Raw genomic sequence first — 25,982 nt, 5'->3', positions numbered from 1 at the left:
TTTAACAATACCATAGTCGTAAATACTCTAAAAGGTATGCTCATGTGACGTTAAAAAGATGATTGAGTAAATTCCTTATTGATAATAGCAAACAAAATAGACTGCTTTAAAAAAAAGGATCAATCCCCTGTATTCCCCTGTTCTTTTAACATGTTTCATTCAGTCCAAAATCGGTAAAAGAATGAATAACAGTCGAGAAGAAAAGGAGGAACAAGAAATGACCACATTACTTGAAATAAGTGTCACCCCTGTTGGAACAGAAAGCACAAGTTATAAGGAGTATGTCACAGATGCAGTTAAGTTAATTAAAGACAAGGGCTTAAACTATCACATTGGCCCATCATCTACGGTAATTGAAGGTGAGATCGATCAGGTAATGGAAGTAGCTAAGGATATTCATAAACATTCGCTAAAGCAGAACGCTAACCGTGTCGTAACGAACCTTAGAATTGAAGAACGTTCAGACAAAGACATGAATATTAGTCATCAAATGAGGGCAGTGAAAGAAGCTTCTCAATAGATGTTTCTTCTTCAATTTAATGATATAGAAGAAAGACATTCATAGCCTAAAGGCTTTTTGGAACCTTGAGCCTATTCTAGGTTTTCTTTCTCATAATAAAAAAGCGTATTCTCAATTTGAGAATACGCTTTTTGTAATGACCTGAGAGGGATTCGAACCCCCGACCCCTACCCTGTCAAGGTAGTGTTCTCCCGCTGAACTATCAGATCAACATAGTATAGTCTTAATTCTATGGATTGCTTCCTTTATTGTCAACCTTTTTATAAGTCGCTCATAAAGTAGGAAGCAGTCCGAAAAAGAAAAAGGGCTGATTATTAGTCAGCCTTTTTTTCTTACTTGTTATTATCTTCTTTTTTATTCTCGTCACCGCTGTAATTTGGATCATCATTGTTATCAGCACCGTCGTCATTAATATTTGCATCATCGTCAACATTGTCATTGTCGTCTACATCATTTGTATTACCATCATTATCATTGTCTGTATTGTCATCTGTGATGTTCGTATCTTCATTATTCATATCTTCATTATCCATGTTCTCATCCATGTTTTCATCATTATTCTCATTGTCTGTGCCATTATCATCGGTCACATCGTTTTCTTCCTGCTGGTTATTATCGTCATTTCCGCCATTGTTACAAGCAGTAAGGCCAAAACTTGCGAGTAGAGATGCCGCGAGAATTAAAAGCCCTTTTTTCATTGTAAAAACCTCCATGTTGTTATGTTTATCCATTTCATAGACTGTACAGTTTCCTTATTTTTATACAAAAAATTCCGGATAAAAATTAGCACCTCGGATATTCTAATAAATGGCTTTCTTACTTTAGAAAACGAGGGATTAAAATGGACAAAAACTATGAAGGTTACCCAGTTGCAGAATTATCAGAAGAGCATCTTGAAAAGATTCAGCAGCTTGAACAAGAAATTGCTTCTTCTTTAAATGAGCATATTGTATTGATTGCCTATGAAGAAAAGAGATAAAAAGGAACAGAGCCCTTCTCTGTTCCTTTTTTATATGACAAAATTAGTCAGTATTTGATATTCTTATAAAAGAACGGCTGTTAACAAAAGGGGGCTTTTGTATGAATATTGAACGCTATTTAGAGAGAATTCATGCCGTATTTAAACAAGAGCGCACGCTCGTTTATCTAACTTATTTACAACAACAGCATCTTTTTCATATTCCGTTTGAAAATTTAGATGTTGTCTATAAAAAAGAGATTGTGTTAAATGAAGATGTTCTTTTTCATAAAATCATTGAGAAAAATCGTGGTGGGTTTTGCTATGAGCTAAACAGTCTCTTTTGTGCTTTTTTACAAGAAATCGGATTTCAAGCAAAACTTCTTAGCGCTACTGTTCAAGATGAACAAGGGAAAGCATTTAGAGAAGAAAGCCATGCTACAACGCTCGTTCTTCTTAATGGAAAAGAATATCTTGTTGATGTTGGATTTGGAGATTCAGTGCGTCAGCCTCTACCTCTTTCAGGTGAAATGGTCCGTGACGTTAGTGGAACACACCGAATTTTCCAATCTCAACACCAATTTTGCTTACAAAAAAAGCTGAATGGAAAATGGATAACAAAATATCTCTTTTCTACAGAAGAAAAAGCTACAGATTCCTTTAAAGAGGCCTGTATTTTTACTCAAACGTCTCCTATTTCTCCTTTTACAGGTCGCAGAATTGTAACAATCGCTACGCCAAGAGGACGTGTAACACTCTCTGACAATACGCTAACAATCGCGCATGAAGAAACCAAAACAAAAAAAACATTCAAAGAAGATCAGTTTTTTCATATTTTACAAACTTACTTTCATATTCCTTCCTCTTCTTTATAAACTTAACACCCTATTTGGCTTTTGCTCATATACTGTTTTATCTTGGGATGAACATGGAGAGGAGACAGTTATGAACTTTCGAAAAGCAACACTTAGGGACTTTAGAGCCCTAAACACGCTTTTATTTGAGTCACAGCGCATGCATGCTAACGCACTTCCAGAGCTTTTTTCAATATCGCGGACAGTCATCCCCTACCCTGATTATCAAACAATGATTCATGGTTCTAACTTTCACATACTGGTGGCTGAAGAGCATGGAAAACTTATTGGATATTCAATAACTGAACTTACGGCAACTAGTTCTGGAATTGGACGTTCTAGTTCGCGTGCTGCTTATATGTACTACTTGGGCGTTGATACTTCTCATCAAAAGAGCGGCATTGGACGTAAACTGTTTGAGGAAGTAAAGAAATGGGCTATACAAAATAAAGCAAAGACAATTCATCTTAATGTATGGTCATTTAATCAAAATGCTGTTGCTTTTTATAACCGCCTTGGCATGAAAGAGATTGGAAAATTAATGGCTTATGAACTCCATTAATAAAAAGATCATCCTAACAAAATTAGGATGATCTTTTTATTAATTAACTCTTTCTTGTTCTTCTTCAAGCAAATCACGTTGTTTATGAGCAAGACGACTTGCTGCACTTGCCGCAACGCTTGCGACAAGATCATCAAGAAACGTATTAACGCCTCTCTTTTTATCTGTATCAAGTTTATTAATAATACCAATTTTACACTTATCAAGATGACCAAATGTTGTAACACCAATACTTCCATATGTTAATGTGGCACCAAAAGCAATTGTTTCATCAACGCCAAACAGCCCCTCATCTTGTTCTACAATCGTTTGAAGCGGCTCTGATAACATCCCCTTTTCAGCAAGCTTATCAAGCTCAACTCCAACAAGGATAGCATGCTGAATTTCTCTTTTTGTAAGGACTCTTTCAACACTTGTAACGCATTCTTCGATTGTTAGCTTATCATTGTAGGGCTTTTGCATTTCAAAAACAATTTTGGCTATATCCACAACAGTGACGCCACGTTCTTTTAATAAATTGAAGGTTGCTTCTGTAATTTCTTTGCTTGAAACAAAAGGTTTTTTTTCCACTATGTAGTTCCTCCTCTTATGAACGCAGTAAGGTGTTCTTTTTTATTGTATCATGTGAAAAAGAGAGTGAAAAGAATACGACAGAAGGACAAACGAAAAACAGCACACACCGCTTTCCCCCGCTGCTTTTCCTGTGATAAAATAAAGGTAACGCTTTCAAGTTTGGAGGATTTTTAATGGATTATCGCCCTGGAAAGATTGAGGAACTAACGTTTTATAGTGAAGAACTTCAGGAAGAAATGACGCTGCTTTTATATCTTCCAAAAACATATTCTCCACTTTATAAATATTCCTTATTAATTGCTCAAGATGGGAAAGATTATTTTATGTTTGGAAAGCTATCACGGGCGCTTGATGAATTGTCTGAGGAAGAGGAAATTGAACCAACAATTGCAGTAGGTATTCCTTATAAATCAGTAGATGAGCGACGCAAAATGTATCATCCTGACGGGGAAAAAGTTGAACAATACGTTCGATTTTTAGCTCATGAACTCCTTTCTTATTTAGACGACCTTCTTCCAACTCATAAAATGGGAGGAACAAGAACACTTATTGGAGATTCGTTAGGTGGAACAGTTTCGTTATTAACAGCACTTCAATATCCTCACACATTTAATAAAGTTGTGGCTCAGTCACCGCTTGTGAATGAAACGCTTCTAAATAAAGTTGCAGACTTTGCTTCTCCAAATGCCTTACATATTTATCATACAATTGGTCTTCAGGAGACAGAAGTTAAGACAACGGACAAGAAAATTGCTGACTTCCTAACACCTAACAGAGAACTTTATCAACTTCTTACTACAAAAGGATTTTCTTACTTTTATGAAGAGATGGAAGGAAATCATACGTGGAGATATTGGCAGAAAGATATACCTCGCGCTTTAAGAAAAATGTTATGTTAAGTTAACTACCATACTTTTGAGAATATAATGTTTTTCAGAAATTTGCTATAATTAACAAGAAACTGCATCTTTATACAATTTAAGGAGGGACTGTATGATGAAATACGGAGTTGTTTTATTTCCATCAAAAAAATTACAGGATACTGCAAACTCTTATCGAAAACGCTATGATTCTAGATATGCTCTAATCCCGCCACATATTACAGTTAAAGAACAATTTGAAACGTCTAATGATGAGATTGAGACGTTAATTCCTACATTTCGTGATATCGCTCATAAACTCAAGCCAATCACTATTAATGTCACTAAAGTTAGTTCTTTTTCTCCTGCAAATAATACAGTTTATTTAAAAGTTGAAAAAAATGATGATTTAAAAACGCTATATGAGCACCTTCATAGCGGACCTCTTGCTCAAGAAGTAGAATATTCCTATATTCCTCACATTACAATTGGGCAAAACCTATCAGATGATGAACATCTTGATGTATACAGTCAACTTAAACTTGTTGATATTAATCATAAAGAAGTTATTGATCGTTTTCATCTTCTTTACCAACTTGATAATGGTTCATGGACGGTTTATGAAACATTTCGTTTTGGACATGAATAACATCAATTAAAAAAGAAGGCACGGTAGAATCCCTAATCTTACAAGGATTCTACCGTGCTTTTTTAATTTTAAACATAAAAAGAGCTCCTACAAAAACAAACAATGCTGCTGAAACTTTAAAACTCTGAACAAAATAATAAAAAAGATTATGTACGCTTTTCATTGCAAAATCTCCTTACTCTTATCAAACTACATCTTAAATTCCACAAAATGTCATGTTACTAGTAACACCCTATATGATAATATGTTTTCGATGTTAATTACAAGTATTAGTTACTATAAAAAGTAAATATTTTCCTTAAATATTCTTTAAAGTGAATTTGAAGTTCCCCTCTTTACACAAGATCGTTAAAGAACTTTCCTTTTCCAGTTATTTCACTTATCGTCTTTTTTATTTGCATATTCTTTTGCCTTCTCATTTCTATTTCTTCTTTTTGAAATCTTTCATTACTTCCGTATAAAGCTTGTGTTGGAACTATTTTATGCACTGCTCCGCCCTTATAACCTTTTACTGTTCTATTAATGTATTGAAGGTACGTGTAATTTTCAATTGGTAAAATATATCCCACTCTTTCTCCCTCCTATTATTTCCTATTATTTGCCTTCATTTGTTTCCTTCTAATCCTCTCAAAATACTGTTATTCTTTCGTTCTCCTTTCCATTCTGATATGATGAAGTTTGATTATAATGTTTAGATAAGTGCAAAGTGAGGAGACTATTTCATGAATCAAGCCATTTATCAAAATGAAATGATTTCACTTTCAACAATGAAAAGAGAGCTTTATCAATCTTTGTATCAAGAAAGTCAGCGTGGACTCGTTACATGCGCTCACTGTCATGAAAGTGTAAAGCTTTATATAGGGATGGAAAAAAAACCTTATTTTTATCATGCTTTAAAACCTTATGAACGTCCTGAATGCATAAAAAGCATAGAAGAAAAGGCGCAAAAAAAGGTTGTAAAAGAAACAAAACCTGCCTACCGTGAAAGTGCTGGATTTCGCTTACCTACAAGTAGAGCAATTAGTGGCAATACAGCAACTGTTGATGTGCCTTTTACAAAAACAAAAGCGCTTGTTTCTCAAAGTTCCTTCAAAACACGGAGAGGCACGGTTATTAATTATGCTGGGTTGTCTCTTGATATACAGCAGGAAGAAGCAGTAAAAAAGACAGAGGGGCCATTGCTTGTTTTGGCTGGAGCTGGAAGTGGAAAAACACGAGTTCTCACAGCGCGTGCTGCCTACCTGCTCGTGGAGAAGAAAGTAGATCCCTCTTCCATTATGCTTGTAACTTTTACAACAAAAGCAGCTCAAGAGATGAAAGAGCGTCTTCGTTCATATGAGGGGATTCAGTCCTCCATGATAGGAAAGATGGTAGTTGGAACATTTCACAGCATTTTTTACAGAATATTAAGCTATCATAAGCCACAAGAGTGGCGAAATGACCGTCTAATGAAGTGGGAATGGCAGCGCGAAAAGTTTGTAAAAACAGCAGCACGAGAGCTTGATATTGAAGAAGAACAGTTTCCTTTTGACCAAGCTTTAAACGAAATAAGCTATTGGAAAAACACCCTCATCTTACCGAGTGATGTTAAGCCTGAGAATCAATGGGAAAAAGATGTTCAATATCTTTACAGACGCTATGAAGAAATGCGAATAGAGCAAGGAATGTTTGATTTTGATGACATGCTTCTAGGTTGCTATGAGCTTTTAAAAGAAAATGAAGAAATTCGTGCTTATTATCAAGACCGTTTTCACTACTTTCTAGTTGATGAATTTCAAGATATTAATCTTGTGCAATACGAAATCATGAAGCTTTTAAGTGCAAAATCTCAAAATATCTGTGTTGTTGGCGATGATGATCAATCCATTTATGCGTTTCGTGGAAGCAATCCAAGTTTTATTCGAAACTTTAGCAATGACAATGACGACACCCAGATTGTTACACTTAGTGAAAACTATCGTTCAAGTCATGCTATTGTGGACGGAGCAAATGCGGTTATTAAGCGAAACAAAGATCGCTATACTAAAAAAATGCGCGCTCAGTTTGAAAATGAGTTCACTCCGCTCTCCTTTTCTCCTTATGATGAAGAAGAAGAAGCAACAATGATCGTAACGGATATTAAAGAAAAGATTGAACAGGGAGCAGATCCTAGTGATTTTGCCATTCTATATCGCACACATACGATGTCAAGAGCTCTCTTTGAGCGACTGTCATCTTCTAATTTACCTTTTTCAATTGATTATGGTGCAGATTCTTTCTATAACAGACGTATGATCAAAGCAATGCTTGCCTTCTTACGATTGAGTATAAATGAGAACGACCAGGAAGCTTTAGGGCAACTTTTACCTGCTTTATTTTTAAAAGCTTCTGCTTTGAATGATGTAAAAGCATTGAGCATTTTGCATGATTGTTCATATGTAGAAGCGCTTGGCCATTTAACAAACCTTCAAAGTTTTCAAAAACGAAAGCTTATGAAGCTTGTTCCACTGTTTTCGACATTAAAAAATCGTTCTCCTCTTGGAGCAATTGATATTATTGAAAAAGAAATGGGCTTTAATCAGTTTGTAAAAAAGCGTGGCAATGAAGGAAATGCTATTGAAAAAGGTTCTGATGATATTCGGGATTTAAAAATTGTAGCGAGAAAATTTAACACTGTAAAACAATTTATAGAACATGCTGATCACATGAAAGCAATGAATGAAGAAATGAAGAAACTTAGCAAAACATTTCCTTCTTCGATTACACTTACAACTATTCACCGTGCAAAAGGCCTTGAATATAACCATGTATATATATTAGGAGTTGTTGATGGAGCTCTCCCTCATGACTATGCTCTTGATGCCTATCGAAATGGGGACGAGGCCCCCCTTGAAGAAGAAAGAAGACTTCTTTATGTAGCGATGACACGAGCTAAACAATCTCTTTTTCTGTCGATACCAGAACACCGTAGAGGAAAGAAAGCCCATCCATCCCGCTTCCTCAAAGGTTTATTTTAAAAAAGAACCCCATCTTTAAGATGGGGTTTTATTTTTTATTAATCATTTTCGCGATTGTTCCAAAATCAAGTGATTGACCGTTATCTGTAATCGCTTTAACAATTTTATCTTCTTTTTCTTTTGGTACAGGTTTGTTTGCAATTTGTGAAACGCGGCGCACAAGATTGCGTACTGTTTTTTCATCTTTGAAGTTTGCTCCTTGCACAGAGTTAGCAAGTTCAAATACGTCTTTCATATTTACGCCTGTTTTCTTTTCAATGTTTTTAAAGAGATTGTTATCCATCATGATACCTCCTTATCACAGTAATATATCGTATGAAATTAAAGAAGAATTGGTGAAAAAGAAAGTGCGAGTAAAAGTTTACTCGCACTCTTTAACATACAGTATTGTTTAGGAGGGAAGTGTTCCAAAGTTCTGTTTAGTGACAAAAAGCAGCACCAACGATAATTAATAGAATGAACAATACAACGATTAGCGCAAAGCCGCCACCGTAGCCGCCACCATAACCGTAGCCGCCACCGCCGTAACTATAGCCGCCACAACCGTAACCACCATATCCAAAGCCCATATCTTTACACCTCCTCTTTCCTTATTCCTTAACACGATATGTTGAAGGAGTACATTTGGTATGGGCGCATGTCGTTTTTCTTTTTTTATTTTCCAAAAGGATCATTCATCTCATATTTCCCAAACGCTTCTTCACTTTTTTCAATGTCATGCATTTTTTTCTCGTGTTCCATCTTCTCTACATATCTTTCTAGTTTCTGTATTTGCTCTTCTTCTTTCTCCATTTTGTTACTATGGAAGTTCTCAAAAAAAGTTTCAAGCTCCTCTAAGAAATCACTCATTCCTTTCACCTCACACTTTCATCTTTATTCATCAAAAGAAAAAAGGGCAATAATACATTGCCCTTTCTTTCGTATAATCTCGTGATTAACGTTTTGGATCTACTTTTAACTTCTTTCCACATCCACAGTCTTTAACTTGTTGTTTGTTTGCATAAAGCTTGGGTTTCTTTTGCAGATGCTTATGTGATGAAGGATAATAGACATGACCGTTTTGAGGATATTGAGGATATTGCATGTTTAATTCACCTCTTTTCTACTGTCATGCTTTCGTTTACTAGCACGAGTATGAAAAACAATATGAAACTCTCTCTTTACTATATTCTTCAAGACGTTCTCTGTTGATAGGATGTTTACCTTATTTTCTTGGTCTTCGCTTCTCTTTATAGAAATTTTGCTCTTTTAAATTACGCATAAACCAATCATTATCATAGTTCTTTACATTAGAAGATTGGTCAGCAGGCTTCTGATCGTGCACTTTCTTTTCTAGAATAGCAACTTGCTCTTTCAGCTTAGCTGTTTCTTCTTTTTGACGTTTAAGAAGTTCTTCTTCTTTCTCTTTTTCAACCATTTCAATTTTTTCACTTAGTTCCTCGGCTCTTTCACGCCATTTTTCTTTTTCAAGTATAATTTGCTCTTTTTCAAGCATAATTTGCTCTTTTTCCTCAAGCCACTGCTCCGCTAATTCTTCTTCAATATCATGTAAGTTCAACGTTTTCAAACGATTCTTATTGTATTCACTTTTATAAAATTCAAGCTCTGCCCTCATTCGCTGTAGATAGCCTTTTAGCTGTTCATATGTTGGTTTTGTTTGAGACACTGTCATACACTCCTTGCTGTCTTTGATGAACTCTCATATAAGCGCACAGAACATTTATCCATCTTGACGAAAAATCTAAAATAATTTCAAAAGAACACTAACACTTTTGTCATTTATGAATATGCTGTCACTGAGCAAATAATTCCGCTTTTACCCACGAAATTCCGCTATCGTTAAGGAACATAACAGAGCATTCTTCATACTATGTATTAGTCCTAAACGTGTTTCAGGGATGAGAGCGAGGACAATTATTTATAGGAGGTAAAACGATGGAACCTATTAAAGAGAGACTATGCATCCGCGTGCCAAAAGTCTACGATTGGGTTAATCGCGAAATTGAATTACCTGTTTCTTGTCATATGGGGAAACATGGATTTGACAACTTAGACTTTGATTTTCATTTCGACTTACCAGGAGATACAGATCCGTATGAACTTGATTTCTTATCAGAAACTTGTGAAGCATCTTGTATGATTACAGATTCTTCTGGTAATCCAGTTGACTACAACTGCGAAGAAGGATTAGAAATTACAGAAATTATTCAATCAGGCGGTCGTCCTGAAGTAACAGTTACACTTCCAGATGGAGAGTGTGTAACACTTCAAAGAGTTAAAGTACTTGTAAGAGGTTATTATGTTGTTCGTATTCTGGATGAAGATGGAGATCTTTGCTACTCAGCTCCACAGCCTTTTGCAACAATTCAAACATTCTTCTTATGCGCTCCAGAAGGAACAGAACTTGTAGGTCATGTTACGTTTGCTGACTGTCACGCATCAATTATCAGCAACCCACATAACTGCTTCCAACAGCTTGATGTATGCTTAACACTTTGCTTAGACATCCAAATGGAAGCATATGTAAAAATTGAAGTTGAAGGAAAGTTCTGTGATCCACGTCCAGATATCGACATTGTTACAAACGGATCTTGCCCTGTAAAACAGGCTCCGCCACAGTGCCCAGAGATTTTCCCTGGCTACTCTCTATATGAATAAGAGGAGATTTTTTCTCCTCTCTTTCCTCAATAAGTGATGTGTCAACAGGCGATTGGCCCCCTCCAATTGCCTTTTTCTTATAAAGCAGAGAGTTTTTTAGAATATTGACAAATCTATCTTCGTATCTTCATACATATAAAAAGAGGAGGTAAAACGATGGGTAAAAAAACAGCTTCATCTTCTAATCAATCTATACAGTTACAACAGAAACTTATTCACTATAAATCTGAAATTGATCGATTGGAACATACAATAAAAAAGTACGAGCAAGATCTTGAAACAGAACGAGCAAATGTAGCATTTTGGAAAAAGAAATATATTCCACCTATTCATTCATTAGACGACGGACAGACAGAAGTCTTAAAAAAAGAACTTTCTCTATTAAAAAATGAGCTTTCTGAACAAAAAATGATTAATGAACGCTTGCAGGCAGAAAGAATTCTCTCTTCTCCTAAAGCCACTCTCGCAACTTTGAAATGTTATTTTATGTACTCATCAATTATTCCGGCCGGAGAAGAAGAAGATGTAACACTCATTGGAAATGCTGTTATTAAAAATGAAACGGAGGATACAGTCCACGCTCCCCTTTTATGTTTAAAAGTAAGTGAACCAAAGTGTATTATAAGCGGGAAAATTCGAGATTCATCTCATAAAGAAGAACCTGGTCTTTCAGAACAAAACTCAGAAGGATGGGAATACGCTGTAAAGGATTGGAAAGAACGCGTTCAAAAAAATGGAGAGTATTGGTTGAAACCTTTAAAAACGCATGAAATTCCTCCAGGAGAATCTGTTACCTTTGATTCTTTTCAACTAACTCTTAGTTCTAGTCTTTCGTCTTTTATTTTAGAAGGATATGCATACACAGCTGAGTTCAAAGAAGGTGTTCCCTTCTTAAATAAGGCGATATTCAACTTCTCATCTTAGAAAAACAAGGTGTGGTTCAAGACCACACCTTGTTTTTTATTCTACAAAGGATTCAATAATTCCAGCTACACCTGCAATCGCAAGCACAAAGAGAAACGGAAATGAAATATCTGGATATATTGAATAAAGTACATAAAGACCAATAGCACACCACATTCCTGTGCACCAATAACAGCTTAACAGTTCCCCAATCCACCTTCTCAGACCTGTTCCTTTCATTTTTATATACGTAGTTACAGAACCATCTTCAAGTGTTTCTTCTACAATTTCATGAAAGGGACGACGAATAAAGGAGGTAATCTTATCAAAAACAATGAGTCGTGTTAGACGAAATGTAGCAAGAACGAGCAGTAGCAAAGTCATCCACGTCATAAAAGTTTTTGCCTTCCTTTCATAGTCTAGACATTGTGTTTAGCTCAATTAAGATTCCTATATTTTTAAAATGGTAATATCTTTTACCCCACTTGTAGGAACAACAGTTTGTTCTGTTTTAGCTGGATTAATCATGTAAAGAGTCTCATCTTCTACTTTCACAATTGTGCCACTATAAGTTCGTTCTTTTGTTTCTACTTGGCAAACAGGCTGTGAGAGGTGTGGTGGAAAATCAGCTAAAAAAGCCGCTTTTTCCTCAATACTCATCTTCTGAAACATTTTATTTTCTTTTTTCTCTTTTTCTTTTTCTTTTTCTGCTAAAGGATTTTGGACTACTTCAAGCGCTTTTGAAAGCGATGCTACTTTTTGACGTTCATCTCTTGTTTTCTTCACTTTCTTAAAAAATGAGTTTTGGTACACAGATTGCATCGATCGCTTTGGCTTTTCTATCGTCTCTGGTTGGACAATATACATAAGCGGCGTGTTTTCCCCTTCATTATTAAACTTTTTCAAACTCTTCTCCCCTTCCATGCTGACGTTCACTTAAAATTGCGACATTCTTTTAAAAATGTATGCTGTAAGGGAGCAAAGTTTGTTCGTTTCTCTAAAAAACATAAAAAAAAATCAGCTTTTCATAATGAAAAGCTGATTTTTTAGTTATCGTGCCATGCTATGGAAACCAGAATCAACGTGAATTGTTTCTCCAGTAATTCCGCGTGCAAGGTCGCTGAATAAGAATAATGCTGTATCCCCAACTTCTTCAGGGTTTGTTGTGCGACGAAGTGGTGAACGCTCTTCAATATCTTTTAAAATAGAGTTGAAATCGCTAATTCCTTTTGCAGAAAGCGTGCGAATTGGACCTGCTGAAACAGCATTTACGCGAATTCCATGCTGACCAAGATCAGATGCCAAATATTTCACACTTGCATCAAGAGAAGCTTTGGCAACGCCCATTACATTGTAGTTTTGGACAACGCGTTCTCCACCTAAATAAGTTAGTGTAACAATGCTGCCACCCTCTGTCATGAGATCTTTGCTTGCTTTTGCAACAGCTGTTAATGAATAAGAACTAATGTTATGCGCAAGCAGGAATCCCTCGCGCGTTGTGTTCATGTATTCACCTTGTAACTCTTCTTTGTTTGCAAATGCGATACAGTGAGCAATTCCGTGAATTGTTCCAACTTCTTCTTTAATTTGTGCAAAACATTTTTCAACTTCCTCGTCATTTGTTACATCACAAGGTAATACAAGTGAATTTGCTCCTTCTAAAGAAGAAGCTAAGTCTTGAACATTCTTTTCAAGACGTTCTCCTGCATATGTAAAAACTAGGCGAGCACCTGCTTCGTGTAAAGAACGTGCAATAGCCCAAGCAATGCTTCGTTTATTAGCAACCCCCATCACTACGTATGTACGGCCTTCTAAGGATAAACTTTTCATTGAAGATTCTCCTCACATTTTTATTGTTAGTATTAGTATCAGGTACTAATATCATCTTCAGTATACCACATTATCACTTCTCAACAAATGCTTATCAAAAAAAAAGCCTGAACTTAAAGTTCAGGCTTCTCGATTGAATGACTTTTTCCAAACTGCAATGTTCGCTTTAATTCTTCTACGTACTCTGTAGAACCCGTTACAATAATCTGATCATCTCTTAATAGTTCAGTGTCTCCATGAGGAATAAGGGACTCGTTCCCCCTAAAAATCCGAACAAAAATCACATCTCCTGTAAACGGAAATTTTCGAAGTGGAATGTTCATATACTTTGGATTATGAACGTCAATTTGATAAAGAGCTGTATCTCTATTTGTTAAAATCCCAATTAAGCTTGGTGACTCGATAAGAGCTTTCATTAACGACGTTGTTGAAGTTAATACTGAAAAAACATCAACATCGTGTTCGCGTACTTTGTCTTGTAAAGTTGGCGTTTCAATTCGCGCAATAACACGCTCAATACCTATCTCTTTCGCATAAAGAGCAATATCTGCATTTCGTTCCTCATTTCCAGATGTCACAACAAGAATGTCTGTATCAAATACATCTTGCTTCTTTAGTTCTCCTATATCATAGCTTTCAATTTCAACAATATCAAATAGTGAACTTGATGTTTCATCTTCCACTTTTTCCTGTACTGGATGAAACAATGTAACATCATATACATATGGGCTAAGCTCTTTTGTCACAGGTAAAGTAAGCTGGTTTGCTCCAATCAGTTTGACCCGAACCGTTGGGTTTTCTGACGATGGGTTACGGAATAGCTTAGCAAATAAGATTGGTGAAATAATGCTTGAAATAACAGCAACTAAAACAAGAGCATCACTCATTTTTTTATCAATAACGCCTAGATTTTCACCAACTTTTGTAGCTGCAATTACAAGAGATAATGTGGAAGTTAATAAAAATCCCGCAGCAAAGACGGTCTTTGTATCATACCATCTCTTTAACATATAAACCGGAATAATTTTTGAGATAAGCAACGCTATCACAAGAAGTGGAATAAGAATGACTACTTTAGAATCACTTACCATCTCACCTAAATTTAAATCCACTCCAATCATTACAAAGAAAATCGGAATTAAGAACCCATATCCAAATGAATCAAGTTTTTGTACCATATCGTGATTTGGTGATAACAGAGACACCAGAACACCTGCTAAAAATGCTCCTAAAATATTTTCTGCCCCAATAGATTCTGATAATCCAACAAGAACGATAATAAGGGTAAAGATAGCTCGGGTTCCAATTTGAATCGTTCCCGTGGATAGAGACTCTACAAACGATCTCTTTTTGAAGTAGTTTCCAAAAATATAAAGAACAATTCCAGCCCCAAATAAGATAAGAAGAAGCCACATACTGCCTCCTCCCCCTTCGTGAAGAGAGGCAAAAACAGCAAGCAAGATCATTGTCACCAAGTCAGCAATAACGGCAACAAGCAGGATAATCTGCCCAATATTTGTTTTCATAATTTGGCGGTCTTTTAAGGTTGGAACTACAACACCAAGGGAAATAGTTGAAATAATAAGCGTCATTAAGAATGCGTTGTCGATAAACCCCATCCATACAAACAAGTATGAAAGAAGAAGGGAAAGAATAAAAACTCCTACAAAAATCAAGGTTGAAATTACAAACGTATTTGGAGCATTTTTCCCATTCGGAAGCTTCTCTTTTTGCTTACTACCCGTGAAAGCAGAAAAATCAATTTCAACTCCGCTCAAAAACATTAAAAAGATAAATCCTAGGGTTGATAATGTTTCAAGCCACATATCTTGTTGAACAAGATCAAATCCACTTTTTCCAATAATAAGACCAACAATGATTTCAGCTACAACAACAGGAATCACCCTTAACCTGAAACGATGTAGCAAAATAGGAGTTAAGAAAGCACAGATAACAACAATAGCTAGTGAGACAACTGAAGCATGTTCTTCCATGTTACTCCACCTTCTTTCTTTAATTTATTTACTATCAAGTAAGATAACTCATAAATGTTGTTGCAAGCCCAAAATAAATTAATACACTAATAATGTCATTTACGGTTGTAATGAATGGACCTGAAGCAACAGCAGGGTCAATCTTAAATTTGTGCATAATAATCGGAACAAGCGCTCCTGCAATTGTTGCTGCAATAAGAGTTGCAAAAATAGAAGCTCCAACAAGCAGTCCTAACACGAAGCTGTGTTGCCATATATAAACAACAAAAACGACTAAGATTCCACAGCTTCCTCCTGTTATTACCCCTGTTAATCCTTCACGGACGATAAGTTTCCATTTACTTTCCTTATCCGCTTCACCTGTTGCAATTCCTCTAACAGCAACTGCTAATGCCTGTGTTCCTGTATTACCAGCCATTCCACCAATAAGAGGAATAAAGACTGCAAGTATTGCCACTTTATCAAGTGTCTCTTCGAACTGCCCAATAAGATTTGCTGTTAGCATTCCCAAAAATAGCAGGATGACAAGCCACGGCAAGCGTTTCTTTGCCGCTGAAAAGGGAGTCCGAATCGTATCATCAACGTCTGAAATCCCGGCAAGCTTTGAATAATCATCAGATGCCTCTTCATCAATAACGTCCATTACGTCATCAACGGTAATGATTCCAAGGAGGTGGTGTTGAAAATCAACAACTGGGAGAGCTAAAAAATCGTAGTCTCGCATTGTACGTGCTACTTTTTCTTGATTTTCAGCAACAGATACAGATACAACTCTTTCGCTCATTACTTCACGAATTAACGTGTCATCTTCTGCCACAATAAGATCACGTAAAGAAATAACTCCAACAAGGCGTTTCTCATCATCTATGACGAATACATAATAAATGGTTTCGGCAACAGGTGCTTTTTCTTTTAAAATTCTCATTGCTGAACTTACTGTCTCGTTTGCATAAATAGCTACGTACTCTGTTGTCATAATACTGCCAGCAGTTGATTCTTCATAATGAAGAAGCTCTTTAATTTCATCTGCTGCTTCATCATCCATAATCGTTAAATAGCTTGCAACTTGTTCTTTATCAAGCTCATTTAACACGTCAACCGCATCATCAGCGTACATATCTGCTAACATATTAGCTGCAAAGTCCGGCATCATTTCGCCAAGAAGCTCCTTATACTCTTCCTCTGAAACTTCAATACTTTCAAAGATTGAAGCCATTTCCTCTGGTGAGAGGAAACTATATAAAATAAGGCGTTCTTCTTCATTAAGCTCTTCATAAAACTGAGCTTGATCATAAGAATGGAGATTCAGAAACTCTTCTCTAAATGTTTCAATGTCACGTAAATGAAGTAAATGAAACAAAATGAGCTCTGTCTGCTCCTTTCTTTCTTGCACTTTTTCATTATTCATCATAACCCACCTCCATGAAGTTGTTCATCTATAGAAGCTAGAGGATACATGTATTCCGATAAAATCAATGTACCCTCTTTTGTTTTAGTTTTTATCTTTTAATGTTAGAGTAGAAAGAAAACGGATAGGACATGATAAAATGTGTTGAAAAAGTTCTAGAAACTTCGAACGTTTCCTCTAGAATTACCACATATCGAAGAGAAATATAGAAGAAAATCCTCTAAAATTCAACTACGGATAAACTTAAAAAGGAATGATAACATGGTTAAACAATCTGCGCAAGGATTTGATGTAATCGGTGATATTCATGGCTGCTATGATGAATTTGTCCTTCTAACAAAAGAGCTTGGTTACCAGTGGAATACCGATATTCCCTTACATCCAGATGGAAGGAAACTCGTATTTTTAGGTGATTTAACAGATCGAGGAAAAAATTCCTTAGCTGTTATAGATATCGTTTCAAAACTCGTTAGCAAAAAGGCCGCTTTCTATTGTCCTGGTAACCACTGCAACAAACTTTATCGGTTCTTTAAAGGAAATAAAGTACAAATCACCCACGGCCTTGAAACAACTGTTGCTGAATATAGATCCCTTTCCAAAGACAAGCAGGCACTCGTTCGTGAACAGTTCATGAAACTGTATGAAAAAGCTCCTCTTTATCTTGTGCTGAATAAAGGAAAATTAGTTGTTGCACATGCTGGCATCCGGGAAAAAGATATTGGAAAACATAGTCATCATGTGAAAACCTTCGTTCTTTATGGAGACATCACAGGAGAAGTGCATTCAAACGGCTCCCCAGTTCGTCGAGATTGGGCTCAGCACTATGAGGGGAAAGCAACTATTGTCTATGGGCATACACCTGTTAAAAATGTCCGAAAAGTGAATAATACATATAACATTGATACTGGAGTAGTTTTCGGAGGAGCTCTCACAGCTTTCCGATATCCTCAATATGAAACGATGTCTATTCCCTCCTCAATGCCATATGTTGAAGAGAAATTTTCTACTTTCTCTTAAAAAAAGAGAGCTTGCTTTACTGTGCAAGCTCTCTTTGACATTTCAACATATCTTCTGGTAGTTCTCCTATAAATGATAAATATTGACCCGTAAACGGATGTTTAAATTCCATTTTATAGCAGTGAAGCGCTTGACGGTTCATTCTCCCTTGCTTACCTCCGTATAAATCATCTCCAAGTAAAGGATGCCCGATATAGCTCATATGCACGCGAATTTGATGCGTCCTTCCCGTTTCTAAAGAAAGCTCAACAATAGCTGCCTCTTTGAAGCGTTCAAGCACTTTGTAATGAGTTACAGCATACTGGCCATTCTCTACAACTTCTCTCTTAATAATGCTATCATCTGCTCTACCAATTGAAGCTGATACTGTTCCTTCTTCTGTAGGAACACCATGAACAAATGCTTGATAAAAGCGATGGATTTTATGACTTTGCTGCGCTTTTGAAAATAAATAATGACTATATCTATGCTTTGCCACAACAAGAAGTCCTGATGTATCTTTATCAAGTCGATTAACAAAGTGTAGTGTTGCATGAATATCGTTCTGTACATAATAGTACAAAAGCGCATTACTCAACGTACCTGATTGATGTTCTCGTGAAGGAATTGTCGCAATACCTGCCCTTTTATTAACAACGAGAAAATGCTCATCTTCATATAGAATATCCAAGGGCATTTTCTCTGCTTTAATGTTCTCACTTCGTTTTTCAAGTGGAAAAGCTACCTCTAAAACATCACCCTCTTTTAATATATATCGTACTGTTTCATCTTGATTATTAACCTTAATAAATCCACCTTGAAATTTAATTGCTGTAAGCGATGCTTTTGAGATGGAATGATCCTTTAAAAAGTCTCTCGTTATTGTTCCATCATAGTGTGCTGGAATTTCCCAAGAAAGCGTAAACCTTTTTTCCATTATCTCTACCTCTTTATTTAATATAAATCAAAAACTTTTTATTACTTATTTAAAAAAGAAAACGCAACTCGCGCTTTATATAAAATATACAAAAAAGGCAGCTTTTTATAAAGCTGCCTCCTTTTATTCTGTAACAAATGAATCTCGTACTCTTTGCCAAAACGGAAATGTACGAAAGCGCGCAAAGCGAATTTTCTCTTGAGCCACACGACATTGAATAGACTTTACTTCTTTATGAAGCAACGTCAGGTGATCAATTGTAATTTGAAAATCGACGTCATTCACAGGCTTGAACATCCCTGTATGATGAGCTGGCAAAACAAGCGGTGAACCAATTGTTCTGAATACGCGATTATTGATAGAAGCCATCTCTGCAACTTGGATAGCTTGAAGAGATGGATGAAGAATAGCTCCTCCCAATGCTTTATTATAAGCAGTACTTCCAGAAGGAGTCGAAATACAGAGACCATCCCCTCGAAACGTTTCAAAGAGCTGCCCTTTAATTTCAACATCTACAACTAAAGAACCTTCAACACTTTTTATTGTACACTCGTTTAAAGCAAGATAGCGCGATTCTTTCCCTCCACCTAAATAGCGAATAATCACTTCAACAAGGGGATATTCCACAATTTGAAACGGAGTTTTAGCGATTGCAATAACGAGCTTTTCAATCTCTTTCGGTCTCCAATCCGCATAGAAGCCTAAATGTCCTGTATGAACTCCAACAAAAGCAGTTTTATCTAAACGATGCTGATAACGGTGAAAAGCATAGAGAAGTGTTCCATCTCCTCCAACTGAGATAACAATATCTGGATGTGTTTCATCATACTCTAAATTAAAATCAAGCAAATATGTACGCATTTTTTGTGCGAGCGTATTCGATGTTTCATCACCTTTTGACGTTACTACAAATTTCAATTGTGGCTCCCTCCATTGATTGTTATTTTTCTTTCTTTCGTGAAAACATAACTTGGGCTTCTTGGATTTCTTCCCTTATTTTAGACATCTCTTCGTCAAGTTGAAAAGCTGCTTCTGAAGCGCGTTGTAAACGCTCTTTAATTTCTTTTGGAAAGTTGCCGCTATATTTGTAGTTCAACGAATGTTCAATTGTTGCCCAAAAATTCATCGCAAGCGTTCTAATCTGAATTTCGACGAGAATTTTTTTCTCACCTTCAATCGTTTGAACAGGATAGCGTAGTACAACATGATAAGAACGATAGCCACTTTCCTTCTTCTCTGTAATATAGTTTCTTTCTTCTACAACTTCAAAATCGTTTCTTTCTTTTAAAATCTCTACAACAGAGGGAATGTCATCGACAAACTGACACATCATACGTAGCCCCGCGATATCCTGCATTTCTTCTTCTAAACGATCTAGCGGAATCCCTTTTCTCGCTGCTTTATCAAGGACACTCGGAATCGGCTTCACCCGACCTGTTACAAATTCAATCGGAGAATGAGTTGATTTCAACTCATACTGAGATCTCATTCCTTTTAATTTTACTTTTAATTCTTCAACCGCTTGTTTATAAGGAGCTAAAAATAAATCCCAATGTTTTAACATACTGATTTACACCACCAATTTTGTTCAAGAAAATATGTGCTCTTTTAAGCTTTATTTAAAAATATTTTTTCAACAGAACCCATAAATTCTTCTCCATAGTTAGAGTTTCCTTCGATGTTTTCTACAAGGTCTTCTAATTCTGTGAAAATATTTTCAAGTTGTACTTCATGTTCACCTACAAGAGCTACAACATTGGCATTATTTTCTTTCGCTTCCTTAATGTCATTCCAGTATGGCTCCGTAATACTAACATAAACAAACGCTTCGTTTACATCTATAATATAAATGAAAGATAAATTATCAGAATCAACAATCATTTGACCTGTATCTTCTATTGTTTCAATGTTTTGATTTAACGCTTCTGTTTTAATATATAAGCGTCCCTCTTTCCATTCCGTACCATTTATTTCAATTCTGTTTGACATAGCAGTAAATCTCCCTTCAACAATAAATGAGCATATTATGTATATTTAGACTAAAACCTCTGAATTACCCGCCTTCATTTTACCATATTAAAGCTAAAATTCGTAGAGAAGTCATGCTAGTAAAGAAAGGCACTTAATAAAGAAAAAAAGAGACAATTGAGTTTACCTTCAAAACATGGAATAATAGAAAGGATATTATTTTTTTTACAAGGAAAGGAAATAGATGATGAAACAAGAAATTGAGATTGAATTTAAAAATTTATTAACTTCTACTGAATTTCACAAGCTTATGGATGCTTTTCATATAGACAACAGTCAGTTTAAAGAACAAACAAACTATTATTTCGATACTCCAAATTTTGATATTAAAGAAAAACGAGCTGCTCTTCGGATACGATGTAAAAATGATCGCTATGTTTTGACACTTAAACAGCCAAGTAAAGTTGGCCTTCTTGAAACGCATGAAACGCTGACAAAGGAGGAAACAACTCGTTTATTAAAGGGTGAATCTCCTCTTCCTTCTTCAATGGAAAAACAAATCAAAACCCTTGGTATTGAAGTAAGGAAAGTTAACTTATTTGGCAGCCTTACAACGAAAAGAGCAGAGGTTCCTTATAAGGACGGACTGCTTGTTTTAGATCATAGCACATACCTTAATCATGAAGATTTTGAACTTGAATATGAAGTAAGAAATGAAGAAAGTGGAAAAAAAGCATTCCTAGAGCTTCTCAACCGTTTTCATATTCCAATGCGAGAAACGAACAATAAAATTCAGCGTTTTTTCAACTTAAAATATAAGCAACTAGGAGAGCATGATGAATAATATTCAATCTTATTTAGCACTTCTACAGCTTCAGGCTTTTCAAACGATGACATCTAATAAACTACCCGCAAATGAATCATCTTTAAACTCTCTATTTTCATCGACCCTTAGCGATGTATTGCTGACATCTGCTTCATCGCCTGAAGCGGAAAAAAGTTCATCTAGCACGGCCTTTTTACAGAATCAGCTTACACTTTCATCTCCTCTGAGTGTGACGATGACGAGCCCACCTGTACAAGCACAAGCGTCAGAAAAAAGCGAGACTCCATTTATGGACCTTATTCATAAAGCGAGCGAAGAATTTGGAGTAGATGCTAAACTCATCAAAGCCGTCATTACGCAAGAATCTAATTTTAAAAAAGATGCTAAGAGCGGCGCAGGAGCATTAGGCCTTATGCAGCTTATGCCAGCTACAGCACAAAGTCTAGGTGTACTAAATCCTTTAAATCCTCTTGAAAACATACGAGGAGGAACAAAATATTTGAAAAAGATGCTTGAGAAATATGATGGAGATGTCTCCCTTGCTCTTGCTGCCTATAATGCAGGTCCTAGCAATGTAGACAAATATGGAGGAATTCCTCCTTTTACTGAAACAAAAGAATATGTGAAAAAAGTAATGGGTTATTATCAAGTATAAAGGCTTCCTGTCTAAGACAGGAGCTTTTTTTTGCATGATGCTTATAGGCGGATAGTTTGAGTTAAAGAGAGACGACTGCTACAATATAACAAAGTAAACCGTTGTTTCTGACTGTTATTGCTATAGTAGAATCATTAAGTTTTTGGCAATATATTAACGAAAGCGGACATAACCTAAACAAAGCTAATTTGAATTTATTCACAATTTTATGTTTGAATAGAGATTTTTTATAAAGGAGTTATGACAATGGAAAAAAGAGATATGACGCCTTATGAAGCTATCGGGGGTGAACACATGATTTCTGACCTTGTAGAAGCTTTTTATAAGAGAGTGGGAAATCATCCAGACTTAGCTCCAATTTTTCCAGACGATTTAACTGAAACAGCTCGAAAACAAAAACAGTTTTTAACACAGTATTTAGGAGGGCCTTCCGATTATACAAATGAACATGGACATCCAATGTTAAGGGCTCGGCATTTGCCTTTTGAAATCACGCCAGCGCGAGCAAAGGCTTGGCTCTCCTGTATGAGTGACGCAATGGATGAAGTAGGACTTAACGGTATGTTGCGAACCCAAATTTTTCATCGGCTCACGCTCACTGCTCAGCATATGGTGAATACTCCAGATGAAGAAGGCGTATTACCTTGAACAATAAACAATGTGAAAAAAGAAAGGCGTTCTCTTTACAACACCTTTGCAGAGGATCAAACAAAAAGCCGATCGAAGTCTACTTTTTTGTTGATCCACTTTGTCCAGAATGTTGGGCACTTGAGCCGATTGTTAAAAAACTTCAAATTGAATACGGAGAGTATTTTAGTCTTAAACATGTTTTATCTGCTCAGTTAACGAGTCTGAATACGTTAAAAAAAGCAAAGCCTGAAAAAATGGCGCAAGTTTGGGAAAAAACAGGGAGTCGCTCTGGAATGTCCTGTGATGGAAGCTTGTGGCTAGAAAATCCAATCTCTACTCCACATGCAGCTTCAATTGCTATTAAATCAGCGTGGCTTCAAGGAAAACAGCATGGTATACGTTTTTTAAGAGCAATGCAAGAAACGCTTTTTCTTGAAAAACAAAATGTTACAGACCCAGATGTACTCCTTGACCTTGCCGCACAAGTAGGACTTGATGTCGAAGAATTTAAGAAAGACTTATTCAGCGAAAGCTCTGCAAAAGCTTTCCAATGTGATGCAAAGATTATGTATGAAATGGACGTTGATCAAAGTCCAACACTTGTTTTCTTTAACGAAAATATTGAGGATGAAGGAATTAAAGTTTCTGGATACTATGATTATGAATTATTTAAAAACATTTTATTTGAAATGTTAAAAGAAGTGCCAGATCCTTCTCCACTGCCACCACTTGAAATCTTTTTAGAATATTATACATTTGTGGCCACAAAAGAAGTTGCAGTTGTTTATGATTTATCAATCGAACAAGCTGAAAAAGTGCTAAAAAAACTTCAGCTTCAACAGCGTGTTGAAAAAGTCCCTGTCAAACATGGATCATTTTGGCGCTATATTATTTAATCATTTAAAACAGTCCTTATATCTTTTTTAAACAAAAGAAAGACCCAGCAAATTTGCTGGGTCTTTCTCGTTGTCATTAAGACAACAAGGGGATGGGAGAAATTTTTCACGGTCAAACAAAGGGGTATATGTTTGTGATTAATTTCACATCTATAATATAGCAAATATTATCTAGTGCTGACAAGTACTTTGTATTTCATTTCACATTTTTGTCAAACTTTTTAATATGGATGTTATGATTTCTTCTTCATATATATAGTAGCAAAAGTACAGAAAGGAGAAAAACATGAAAAAACTTTATCCACTTTTGCTTTTTTTCACTGCCTTTTGCTCGTTCCTGTTCTATGGTCTTTCTTTATTAAACCTTGTTTCTTTGCTTATTGCTGCTCCGCTTTTTTTCCTTGTTATTTTAGCTTTCTTCTCCTATCTTAATAACCGAAAGCGCTTTTCAGGATTCAAATAGAAAAAGGCAGGAAAAAGCTCCTGCCTTTCTTCTTATTGATTTAGAAGTTTTTCCATTTCATCAAGTTTTTCTTCAAATACTTTTAAAGCTTCTTCAATTGGTTTTGCACTTGTCATATCTACGCCTGCTTTTTTCAATACGTTAATTGGATAATCGGAGCTTCCTGCCTTTAAGAACTCTAGATAGCGTTCAACAGCTGTCTCTCCTTCTTCTAGGATCTGTTTACTTAAAGCTGTTGCAGCACTAAAACCTGTTGCATATTGATAAACGTAGTAATTATAGTAAAAATGAGGAATACGTGCCCATTCTAAACTAATGTCTTCATCAATAACCATATCTTCCCCAAAATACTTCTTATTCAAATCATAGTATGTTTTAGAAAGAAGTTCAGGTGTTAACGGTTCGCCATTTTGCGCTTTCACATGAATATCATGTTCAAATTCTGCGAACATTGTTTGACGAAATACAGTTGCACGGAACCCTTCTAAATAGTGGTTTAACACATACTGTTTTTGTTTTTCATCTTCTAAATTCTCTAATAAGTACTCATTTAAAAGTGCTTCATTTGTTGTTGACGCAACTTCTGCTACGAAGATAGAGTAATCTCCATAAGGATACGGCTGCGTTTTTCTTGTATAGTAACTATGCACAGAATGGCCAAATTCGTGTGCTAAAGTAAATAAATTGTTCACATTATCTTGCCAGTTCATGAGTACATAAGGGTTTGTGCCATACGAACCAGAAGAATAGGCTCCACTGCGTTTTCCTTTGTTTTCATGCACATCAACCCAGCGATTGTTAAATCCTTCTTCAAGTACGCTTTTATACTCTTCTCCAAGAGGTTCGAGGCCTTTTAATGTATATTCTTTTGCTTCTTCATACGTTACTTTCATATTAACGTCTTTAACAAGCGGAGTATACAAATCATACATATGAAGCTCGTCAACGTTTAACACTTTTTTGCGAAGCTTTGTATAGCGATGAAGAAGTGGAAGATGTTTATTAATTGTTGTTACTAAATTATCATATACTTCTTCCGGTATATTGTTTGCACTAAGAGCTGCTTGACGAGCTGACTCATAATGACGAACAAGCGCATTGAAATTATCACGTTTTACTGTTCCAGATAGCGTGCTTGCAAACGTATTTTTAAATTTTCCATATGTATCATACATTGCTGAAAATGCTTCTTCTCGAACACGACGATCTTCACTTTCTAAAAACCTTGTATAGCGGCCATGTGTTACTTCTACTTCATTTCCTTCTTCATCTTTAATCGTTGGAAACTCTAGATCCGCATTATTCAGCATTCCAAATGTTGTGCTTGAAGCTCCTAAAACATCTCCTGCTTTAGCTAGTAATGCTTCTTCTTCAGCGGATAAAACATGTGGACGCTGTCTTGTTATTTCTTCTAAAGCATGTTTATAAAGACGCAATGCTTCATTCTCTTCTAAAAAAGAAGAAATCTTCTCTTCTTCAATAGCTAAAATCTCTGGTGTCATAAATGATAAGGCACTTGCTACTTGCGTGTATAAATTTTGGATTCTGTCATTTAATCCTTGATAAAAACTATTTGTTGTATCTTGGTCGTAGCGCATATGTGCATATGCATACAGTTTCTCTACTCTTAGTGTTACCTCATCTTGTGTTTTTAAAGCATTATATAGGTTCTCTGATGACTCTCCTAATTTACCCGCATAAGCTGTAACAGATGGGATAAGTTCTTTTACTTCATCAAATTCTTTTTCCCATTCTTTATCTGTTGCAAAAATATCTTCTAGTCTCCACGTATCCTTCTCAGGAATTTCGCTGCGTGCTGGTAGTTTTTTAGTTTGTTCTGTCATCA

General features: G+C 35.9%; 32 protein-coding genes, 1 tRNA gene and 1 pseudogene. 15 read left to right on the top strand and 19 right to left on the bottom strand.

Annotated features, from left to right (window positions below):
• Nucleotides 1-217: 217 nt before the first annotated feature.
• On the top strand, nt 218-520 hold the full coding sequence (locus MOC86_RS01115) for an MTH1187 family thiamine-binding protein (protein ID WP_268582377.1): 303 nt from the start codon (nt 218-220) through the stop codon (nt 518-520).
• 137 nt (nt 521-657) lie between these two features.
• On the opposite strand, the gene MOC86_RS01110 is transcribed toward MOC86_RS01115, so the two are convergent.
• Together MOC86_RS01110 and MOC86_RS01105 are read right to left on the bottom strand one after the other, a co-directional pair.
• Nucleotides 658-729: transfer RNA gene (locus tag MOC86_RS01110), tRNA-Val, on the bottom strand.
• Nucleotides 730-852: 123 nt separating this feature from the next.
• Nucleotides 853-1,218 carry a hypothetical protein gene (locus MOC86_RS01105; protein ID WP_268582376.1) on the bottom strand — a complete coding sequence of 122 codons (366 nt, stop codon included), beginning with the start codon at nt 1,216-1,218 and terminating at the stop codon, nt 853-855.
• 143 nt (nt 1,219-1,361) lie between these two features.
• Between MOC86_RS01105 and MOC86_RS01100 the strand changes: the two genes are divergently transcribed.
• The 3 genes from MOC86_RS01100 to MOC86_RS01090 all read left to right on the top strand — a co-directional run bounded on the left by MOC86_RS01100 (nt 1,362) and on the right by MOC86_RS01090 (nt 2,894).
• On the top strand, nt 1,362-1,499 hold the full coding sequence (locus MOC86_RS01100; RefSeq protein WP_268582375.1) for a hypothetical protein: 138 nt from the start codon (nt 1,362-1,364) through the stop codon (nt 1,497-1,499).
• A gap of 101 nt (nt 1,500-1,600) precedes the next feature.
• Nucleotides 1,601-2,353, top strand: a complete 753-nt coding sequence (locus MOC86_RS01095) for an arylamine N-acetyltransferase family protein (RefSeq protein WP_268582374.1) — start codon at nt 1,601-1,603, stop codon at nt 2,351-2,353.
• A 70-nt stretch (nt 2,354-2,423) separates the two neighbouring features.
• Complete coding sequence (locus tag MOC86_RS01090) at nt 2,424-2,894, top strand: GNAT family N-acetyltransferase (RefSeq protein WP_268582373.1); 471 nt, start codon at nt 2,424-2,426, stop codon at nt 2,892-2,894.
• A 39-nt stretch (nt 2,895-2,933) separates the two neighbouring features.
• Here MOC86_RS01090 and MOC86_RS01085 read toward each other — a convergent pair whose 3' ends face one another.
• Entirely contained in the window at nt 2,934-3,464 is a 531-nt protein-coding gene (locus MOC86_RS01085; protein ID WP_268582372.1) for a phosphatidylglycerophosphatase A, read from the bottom strand.
• A 176-nt stretch (nt 3,465-3,640) separates the two neighbouring features.
• Between MOC86_RS01085 and MOC86_RS01080 the strand changes: the two genes are divergently transcribed.
• Together MOC86_RS01080 and MOC86_RS01075 are read left to right on the top strand one after the other, a co-directional pair.
• Nucleotides 3,641-4,366 (top strand): alpha/beta hydrolase, encoded by a 726-nt coding sequence (locus MOC86_RS01080; protein WP_268582371.1) that lies wholly within the window; start codon nt 3,641-3,643, stop codon nt 4,364-4,366.
• Between the two features lie 97 nt (nt 4,367-4,463).
• Entirely contained in the window at nt 4,464-4,976 is a 513-nt protein-coding gene (locus tag MOC86_RS01075) for a YjcG family protein (protein ID WP_268582847.1), read from the top strand.
• 335 nt (nt 4,977-5,311) lie between these two features.
• Here the strand turns inward: MOC86_RS01075 and MOC86_RS01070 are convergent, their stop codons facing one another.
• Nucleotides 5,312-5,545: a hypothetical protein gene (locus MOC86_RS01070; protein ID WP_268582370.1), complete on the bottom strand. Its 234-nt coding sequence runs from the start codon at nt 5,543-5,545 to the stop codon at nt 5,312-5,314.
• Between the two features lie 153 nt (nt 5,546-5,698).
• On the opposite strand from MOC86_RS01070, the gene MOC86_RS01065 reads away from it, so the two are divergent.
• Complete coding sequence (locus MOC86_RS01065; RefSeq protein WP_268582369.1) at nt 5,699-7,972, top strand: ATP-dependent helicase; 2,274 nt, start codon at nt 5,699-5,701, stop codon at nt 7,970-7,972.
• A 28-nt stretch (nt 7,973-8,000) separates the two neighbouring features.
• Here MOC86_RS01065 and MOC86_RS01060 read toward each other — a convergent pair whose 3' ends face one another.
• The 5 genes and pseudogenes from MOC86_RS01060 to MOC86_RS01040 form a co-directional block, all read right to left on the bottom strand.
• A complete protein-coding gene (locus tag MOC86_RS01060; RefSeq protein WP_019393801.1) occupies nt 8,001-8,255 on the bottom strand; it encodes a stage VI sporulation protein F in 255 nt (84 codons plus the stop codon).
• 136 nt (nt 8,256-8,391) lie between these two features.
• Nucleotides 8,392-8,472, bottom strand: a pseudogene (locus MOC86_RS27440) (YjcZ family sporulation protein); the annotation flags it as partial.
• A 154-nt stretch (nt 8,473-8,626) separates the two neighbouring features.
• Entirely contained in the window at nt 8,627-8,821 is a 195-nt protein-coding gene (locus MOC86_RS01050) for a hypothetical protein (protein WP_268582367.1), read from the bottom strand.
• 85 nt (nt 8,822-8,906) lie between these two features.
• Entirely contained in the window at nt 8,907-9,056 is a 150-nt protein-coding gene (locus MOC86_RS01045) for a hypothetical protein (protein ID WP_268582366.1), read from the bottom strand.
• Nucleotides 9,057-9,176: 120 nt separating this feature from the next.
• Nucleotides 9,177-9,638, bottom strand: coding sequence for a hypothetical protein (locus tag MOC86_RS01040; RefSeq protein WP_268582365.1), 462 nt, complete (start codon nt 9,636-9,638; stop codon nt 9,177-9,179).
• 269 nt (nt 9,639-9,907) lie between these two features.
• Between MOC86_RS01040 and MOC86_RS01035 the strand changes: the two genes are divergently transcribed.
• Together MOC86_RS01035 and MOC86_RS01030 are read left to right on the top strand one after the other, a co-directional pair.
• Nucleotides 9,908-10,630 carry a hypothetical protein gene (locus tag MOC86_RS01035; RefSeq protein ID WP_268582364.1) on the top strand — a complete coding sequence of 241 codons (723 nt, stop codon included), beginning with the start codon at nt 9,908-9,910 and terminating at the stop codon, nt 10,628-10,630.
• Nucleotides 10,631-10,786: 156 nt separating this feature from the next.
• A complete protein-coding gene (locus MOC86_RS01030; protein WP_268582363.1) occupies nt 10,787-11,554 on the top strand; it encodes a hypothetical protein in 768 nt (255 codons plus the stop codon).
• 36 nt (nt 11,555-11,590) lie between these two features.
• Here MOC86_RS01030 and MOC86_RS01025 read toward each other — a convergent pair whose 3' ends face one another.
• The 5 genes from MOC86_RS01025 to mgtE form a co-directional block, all read right to left on the bottom strand.
• On the bottom strand, nt 11,591-11,926 hold the full coding sequence (locus tag MOC86_RS01025; RefSeq protein WP_268582362.1) for a DUF1360 domain-containing protein: 336 nt from the start codon (nt 11,924-11,926) through the stop codon (nt 11,591-11,593).
• A 57-nt stretch (nt 11,927-11,983) separates the two neighbouring features.
• Nucleotides 11,984-12,439, bottom strand: a complete 456-nt coding sequence (locus MOC86_RS01020) for a CotO family spore coat protein (RefSeq protein ID WP_268582361.1) — start codon at nt 12,437-12,439, stop codon at nt 11,984-11,986.
• A 144-nt stretch (nt 12,440-12,583) separates the two neighbouring features.
• A complete protein-coding gene (gene fabI / locus MOC86_RS01015) occupies nt 12,584-13,363 on the bottom strand; it encodes an enoyl-ACP reductase FabI (protein WP_268582360.1) in 780 nt (259 codons plus the stop codon).
• 113 nt (nt 13,364-13,476) lie between these two features.
• On the bottom strand, nt 13,477-15,357 hold the full coding sequence (locus tag MOC86_RS01010) for a monovalent cation:proton antiporter family protein (protein ID WP_268582359.1): 1,881 nt from the start codon (nt 15,355-15,357) through the stop codon (nt 13,477-13,479).
• 34 nt (nt 15,358-15,391) lie between these two features.
• The gene (gene mgtE, locus MOC86_RS01005; RefSeq protein WP_268582846.1) at nt 15,392-16,765 is read right to left on the bottom strand and encodes a magnesium transporter; all 1,374 of its coding nucleotides are present in this window, start codon (nt 16,763-16,765) and stop codon (nt 15,392-15,394) included.
• A gap of 261 nt (nt 16,766-17,026) precedes the next feature.
• Between mgtE and prpE the strand changes: the two genes are divergently transcribed.
• A complete protein-coding gene (gene prpE, locus MOC86_RS01000) occupies nt 17,027-17,782 on the top strand; it encodes a bis(5'-nucleosyl)-tetraphosphatase PrpE (protein WP_268582358.1) in 756 nt (251 codons plus the stop codon).
• A 16-nt stretch (nt 17,783-17,798) separates the two neighbouring features.
• Here the strand turns inward: prpE and MOC86_RS00995 are convergent, their stop codons facing one another.
• The 4 genes from MOC86_RS00995 to MOC86_RS00980 all read right to left on the bottom strand — a co-directional run bounded on the left by MOC86_RS00995 (nt 17,799) and on the right by MOC86_RS00980 (nt 20,687).
• The gene (locus MOC86_RS00995; protein WP_268582357.1) at nt 17,799-18,698 is read right to left on the bottom strand and encodes an RluA family pseudouridine synthase; all 900 of its coding nucleotides are present in this window, start codon (nt 18,696-18,698) and stop codon (nt 17,799-17,801) included.
• Nucleotides 18,699-18,821: 123 nt separating this feature from the next.
• Complete coding sequence (locus tag MOC86_RS00990) at nt 18,822-19,616, bottom strand: NAD kinase (protein ID WP_019393815.1); 795 nt, start codon at nt 19,614-19,616, stop codon at nt 18,822-18,824.
• Nucleotides 19,617-19,638: 22 nt separating this feature from the next.
• A complete protein-coding gene (locus tag MOC86_RS00985; RefSeq protein ID WP_061803313.1) occupies nt 19,639-20,262 on the bottom strand; it encodes a GTP pyrophosphokinase in 624 nt (207 codons plus the stop codon).
• 44 nt (nt 20,263-20,306) lie between these two features.
• Nucleotides 20,307-20,687 (bottom strand): hypothetical protein, encoded by a 381-nt coding sequence (locus MOC86_RS00980; RefSeq protein ID WP_268582356.1) that lies wholly within the window; start codon nt 20,685-20,687, stop codon nt 20,307-20,309.
• A 226-nt stretch (nt 20,688-20,913) separates the two neighbouring features.
• Here MOC86_RS00980 and MOC86_RS00975 point away from each other — a divergent pair, with 226 nt between their 5' ends.
• From MOC86_RS00975 to MOC86_RS00955, 5 genes are all read left to right on the top strand, one after another.
• The gene (locus tag MOC86_RS00975; protein ID WP_268582845.1) at nt 20,914-21,510 is read left to right on the top strand and encodes a CYTH domain-containing protein; all 597 of its coding nucleotides are present in this window, start codon (nt 20,914-20,916) and stop codon (nt 21,508-21,510) included.
• On the top strand, nt 21,503-22,147 hold the full coding sequence (locus MOC86_RS00970; protein WP_268582355.1) for a lytic transglycosylase domain-containing protein: 645 nt from the start codon (nt 21,503-21,505) through the stop codon (nt 22,145-22,147). The genes MOC86_RS00975 and MOC86_RS00970 overlap by 8 nt, the downstream gene beginning before the upstream one ends.
• Nucleotides 22,148-22,393: 246 nt before the next feature.
• The gene (locus tag MOC86_RS00965; RefSeq protein ID WP_040057143.1) at nt 22,394-22,795 is read left to right on the top strand and encodes a globin; all 402 of its coding nucleotides are present in this window, start codon (nt 22,394-22,396) and stop codon (nt 22,793-22,795) included.
• Nucleotides 22,792-23,673 carry a ClpXP adapter SpxH family protein gene (locus MOC86_RS00960; RefSeq protein ID WP_326847697.1) on the top strand — a complete coding sequence of 294 codons (882 nt, stop codon included), beginning with the start codon at nt 22,792-22,794 and terminating at the stop codon, nt 23,671-23,673. Before MOC86_RS00965 ends, MOC86_RS00960 begins: the two co-directional genes overlap by 4 nt.
• Before the next feature lie 286 nt (nt 23,674-23,959).
• Nucleotides 23,960-24,136, top strand: coding sequence for a hypothetical protein (locus MOC86_RS00955; RefSeq protein ID WP_019393822.1), 177 nt, complete (start codon nt 23,960-23,962; stop codon nt 24,134-24,136).
• Between the two features lie 32 nt (nt 24,137-24,168).
• Here MOC86_RS00955 and pepF read toward each other — a convergent pair whose 3' ends face one another.
• Nucleotides 24,169-25,980, bottom strand: a complete 1,812-nt coding sequence (pepF, locus tag MOC86_RS00950) for an oligoendopeptidase F (RefSeq protein WP_268582354.1) — start codon at nt 25,978-25,980, stop codon at nt 24,169-24,171.
• Between the last annotated feature and the right edge of the window lie 2 nt (nt 25,981-25,982).

The sequence above is a fragment of the Priestia endophytica genome (assembly GCF_026790145.1).
GTDB classification, from domain to species: Bacteria; Bacillota; Bacilli; order Bacillales; family Bacillaceae_H; genus Bacillus_I; species Bacillus_I endophytica_A.
Note: the sequence above shows the minus strand (reverse complement) of the source record. Positions and strands in the feature narration are given on the sequence as shown.

What these genes read in the sequence shown, in the direction of transcription:
- MOC86_RS01115 (WP_268582377.1), top strand. Translation starts at nt 218, where the DNA reads ATGACCACATTACTTGAAATAAGTGTCACCCCTGTTGGAACAGAAAGC.
- MOC86_RS01105 (WP_268582376.1), bottom strand. Translation starts at nt 1,218, where the DNA reads ATGAAAAAAGGGCTTTTAATTCTCGCGGCATCTCTACTCGCAAGTTTT.
- MOC86_RS01100 (WP_268582375.1), top strand. Translation starts at nt 1,362, where the DNA reads ATGGACAAAAACTATGAAGGTTACCCAGTTGCAGAATTATCAGAAGAG.
- MOC86_RS01095 (WP_268582374.1), top strand. Translation starts at nt 1,601, where the DNA reads ATGAATATTGAACGCTATTTAGAGAGAATTCATGCCGTATTTAAACAA.
- MOC86_RS01090 (WP_268582373.1), top strand. Translation starts at nt 2,424, where the DNA reads ATGAACTTTCGAAAAGCAACACTTAGGGACTTTAGAGCCCTAAACACG.
- MOC86_RS01080 (WP_268582371.1), top strand. Translation starts at nt 3,641, where the DNA reads ATGGATTATCGCCCTGGAAAGATTGAGGAACTAACGTTTTATAGTGAA.
- MOC86_RS01075 (WP_268582847.1), top strand. Translation starts at nt 4,464, where the DNA reads ATGAAATACGGAGTTGTTTTATTTCCATCAAAAAAATTACAGGATACT.
- MOC86_RS01065 (WP_268582369.1), top strand. Translation starts at nt 5,699, where the DNA reads ATGAATCAAGCCATTTATCAAAATGAAATGATTTCACTTTCAACAATG.
- MOC86_RS01060 (WP_019393801.1), bottom strand. Translation starts at nt 8,255, where the DNA reads ATGGATAACAATCTCTTTAAAAACATTGAAAAGAAAACAGGCGTAAAT.
- MOC86_RS01050 (WP_268582367.1), bottom strand. Translation starts at nt 8,821, where the DNA reads ATGAGTGATTTCTTAGAGGAGCTTGAAACTTTTTTTGAGAACTTCCAT.
- MOC86_RS01045 (WP_268582366.1), bottom strand. Translation starts at nt 9,056, where the DNA reads ATGCAATATCCTCAATATCCTCAAAACGGTCATGTCTATTATCCTTCA.
- MOC86_RS01035 (WP_268582364.1), top strand. Translation starts at nt 9,908, where the DNA reads ATGGAACCTATTAAAGAGAGACTATGCATCCGCGTGCCAAAAGTCTAC.
- MOC86_RS01030 (WP_268582363.1), top strand. Translation starts at nt 10,787, where the DNA reads ATGGGTAAAAAAACAGCTTCATCTTCTAATCAATCTATACAGTTACAA.
- MOC86_RS01025 (WP_268582362.1), bottom strand. Translation starts at nt 11,926, where the DNA reads ATGACGTGGATGACTTTGCTACTGCTCGTTCTTGCTACATTTCGTCTA.
- fabI (WP_268582360.1), bottom strand. Translation starts at nt 13,363, where the DNA reads ATGAAAAGTTTATCCTTAGAAGGCCGTACATACGTAGTGATGGGGGTT.
- MOC86_RS01010 (WP_268582359.1), bottom strand. Translation starts at nt 15,357, where the DNA reads ATGGAAGAACATGCTTCAGTTGTCTCACTAGCTATTGTTGTTATCTGT.
- mgtE (WP_268582846.1), bottom strand. Translation starts at nt 16,765, where the DNA reads ATGAATAATGAAAAAGTGCAAGAAAGAAAGGAGCAGACAGAGCTCATT.
- prpE (WP_268582358.1), top strand. Translation starts at nt 17,027, where the DNA reads ATGGTTAAACAATCTGCGCAAGGATTTGATGTAATCGGTGATATTCAT.
- MOC86_RS00995 (WP_268582357.1), bottom strand. Translation starts at nt 18,698, where the DNA reads ATGGAAAAAAGGTTTACGCTTTCTTGGGAAATTCCAGCACACTATGAT.
- MOC86_RS00985 (WP_061803313.1), bottom strand. Translation starts at nt 20,262, where the DNA reads ATGTTAAAACATTGGGATTTATTTTTAGCTCCTTATAAACAAGCGGTT.
- MOC86_RS00980 (WP_268582356.1), bottom strand. Translation starts at nt 20,687, where the DNA reads ATGTCAAACAGAATTGAAATAAATGGTACGGAATGGAAAGAGGGACGC.
- MOC86_RS00975 (WP_268582845.1), top strand. Translation starts at nt 20,914, where the DNA reads ATGAAACAAGAAATTGAGATTGAATTTAAAAATTTATTAACTTCTACT.
- MOC86_RS00970 (WP_268582355.1), top strand. Translation starts at nt 21,503, where the DNA reads ATGAATAATATTCAATCTTATTTAGCACTTCTACAGCTTCAGGCTTTT.
- MOC86_RS00965 (WP_040057143.1), top strand. Translation starts at nt 22,394, where the DNA reads ATGGAAAAAAGAGATATGACGCCTTATGAAGCTATCGGGGGTGAACAC.
- MOC86_RS00955 (WP_019393822.1), top strand. Translation starts at nt 23,960, where the DNA reads ATGAAAAAACTTTATCCACTTTTGCTTTTTTTCACTGCCTTTTGCTCG.
- pepF (WP_268582354.1), bottom strand. Translation starts at nt 25,980, where the DNA reads ATGACAGAACAAACTAAAAAACTACCAGCACGCAGCGAAATTCCTGAG.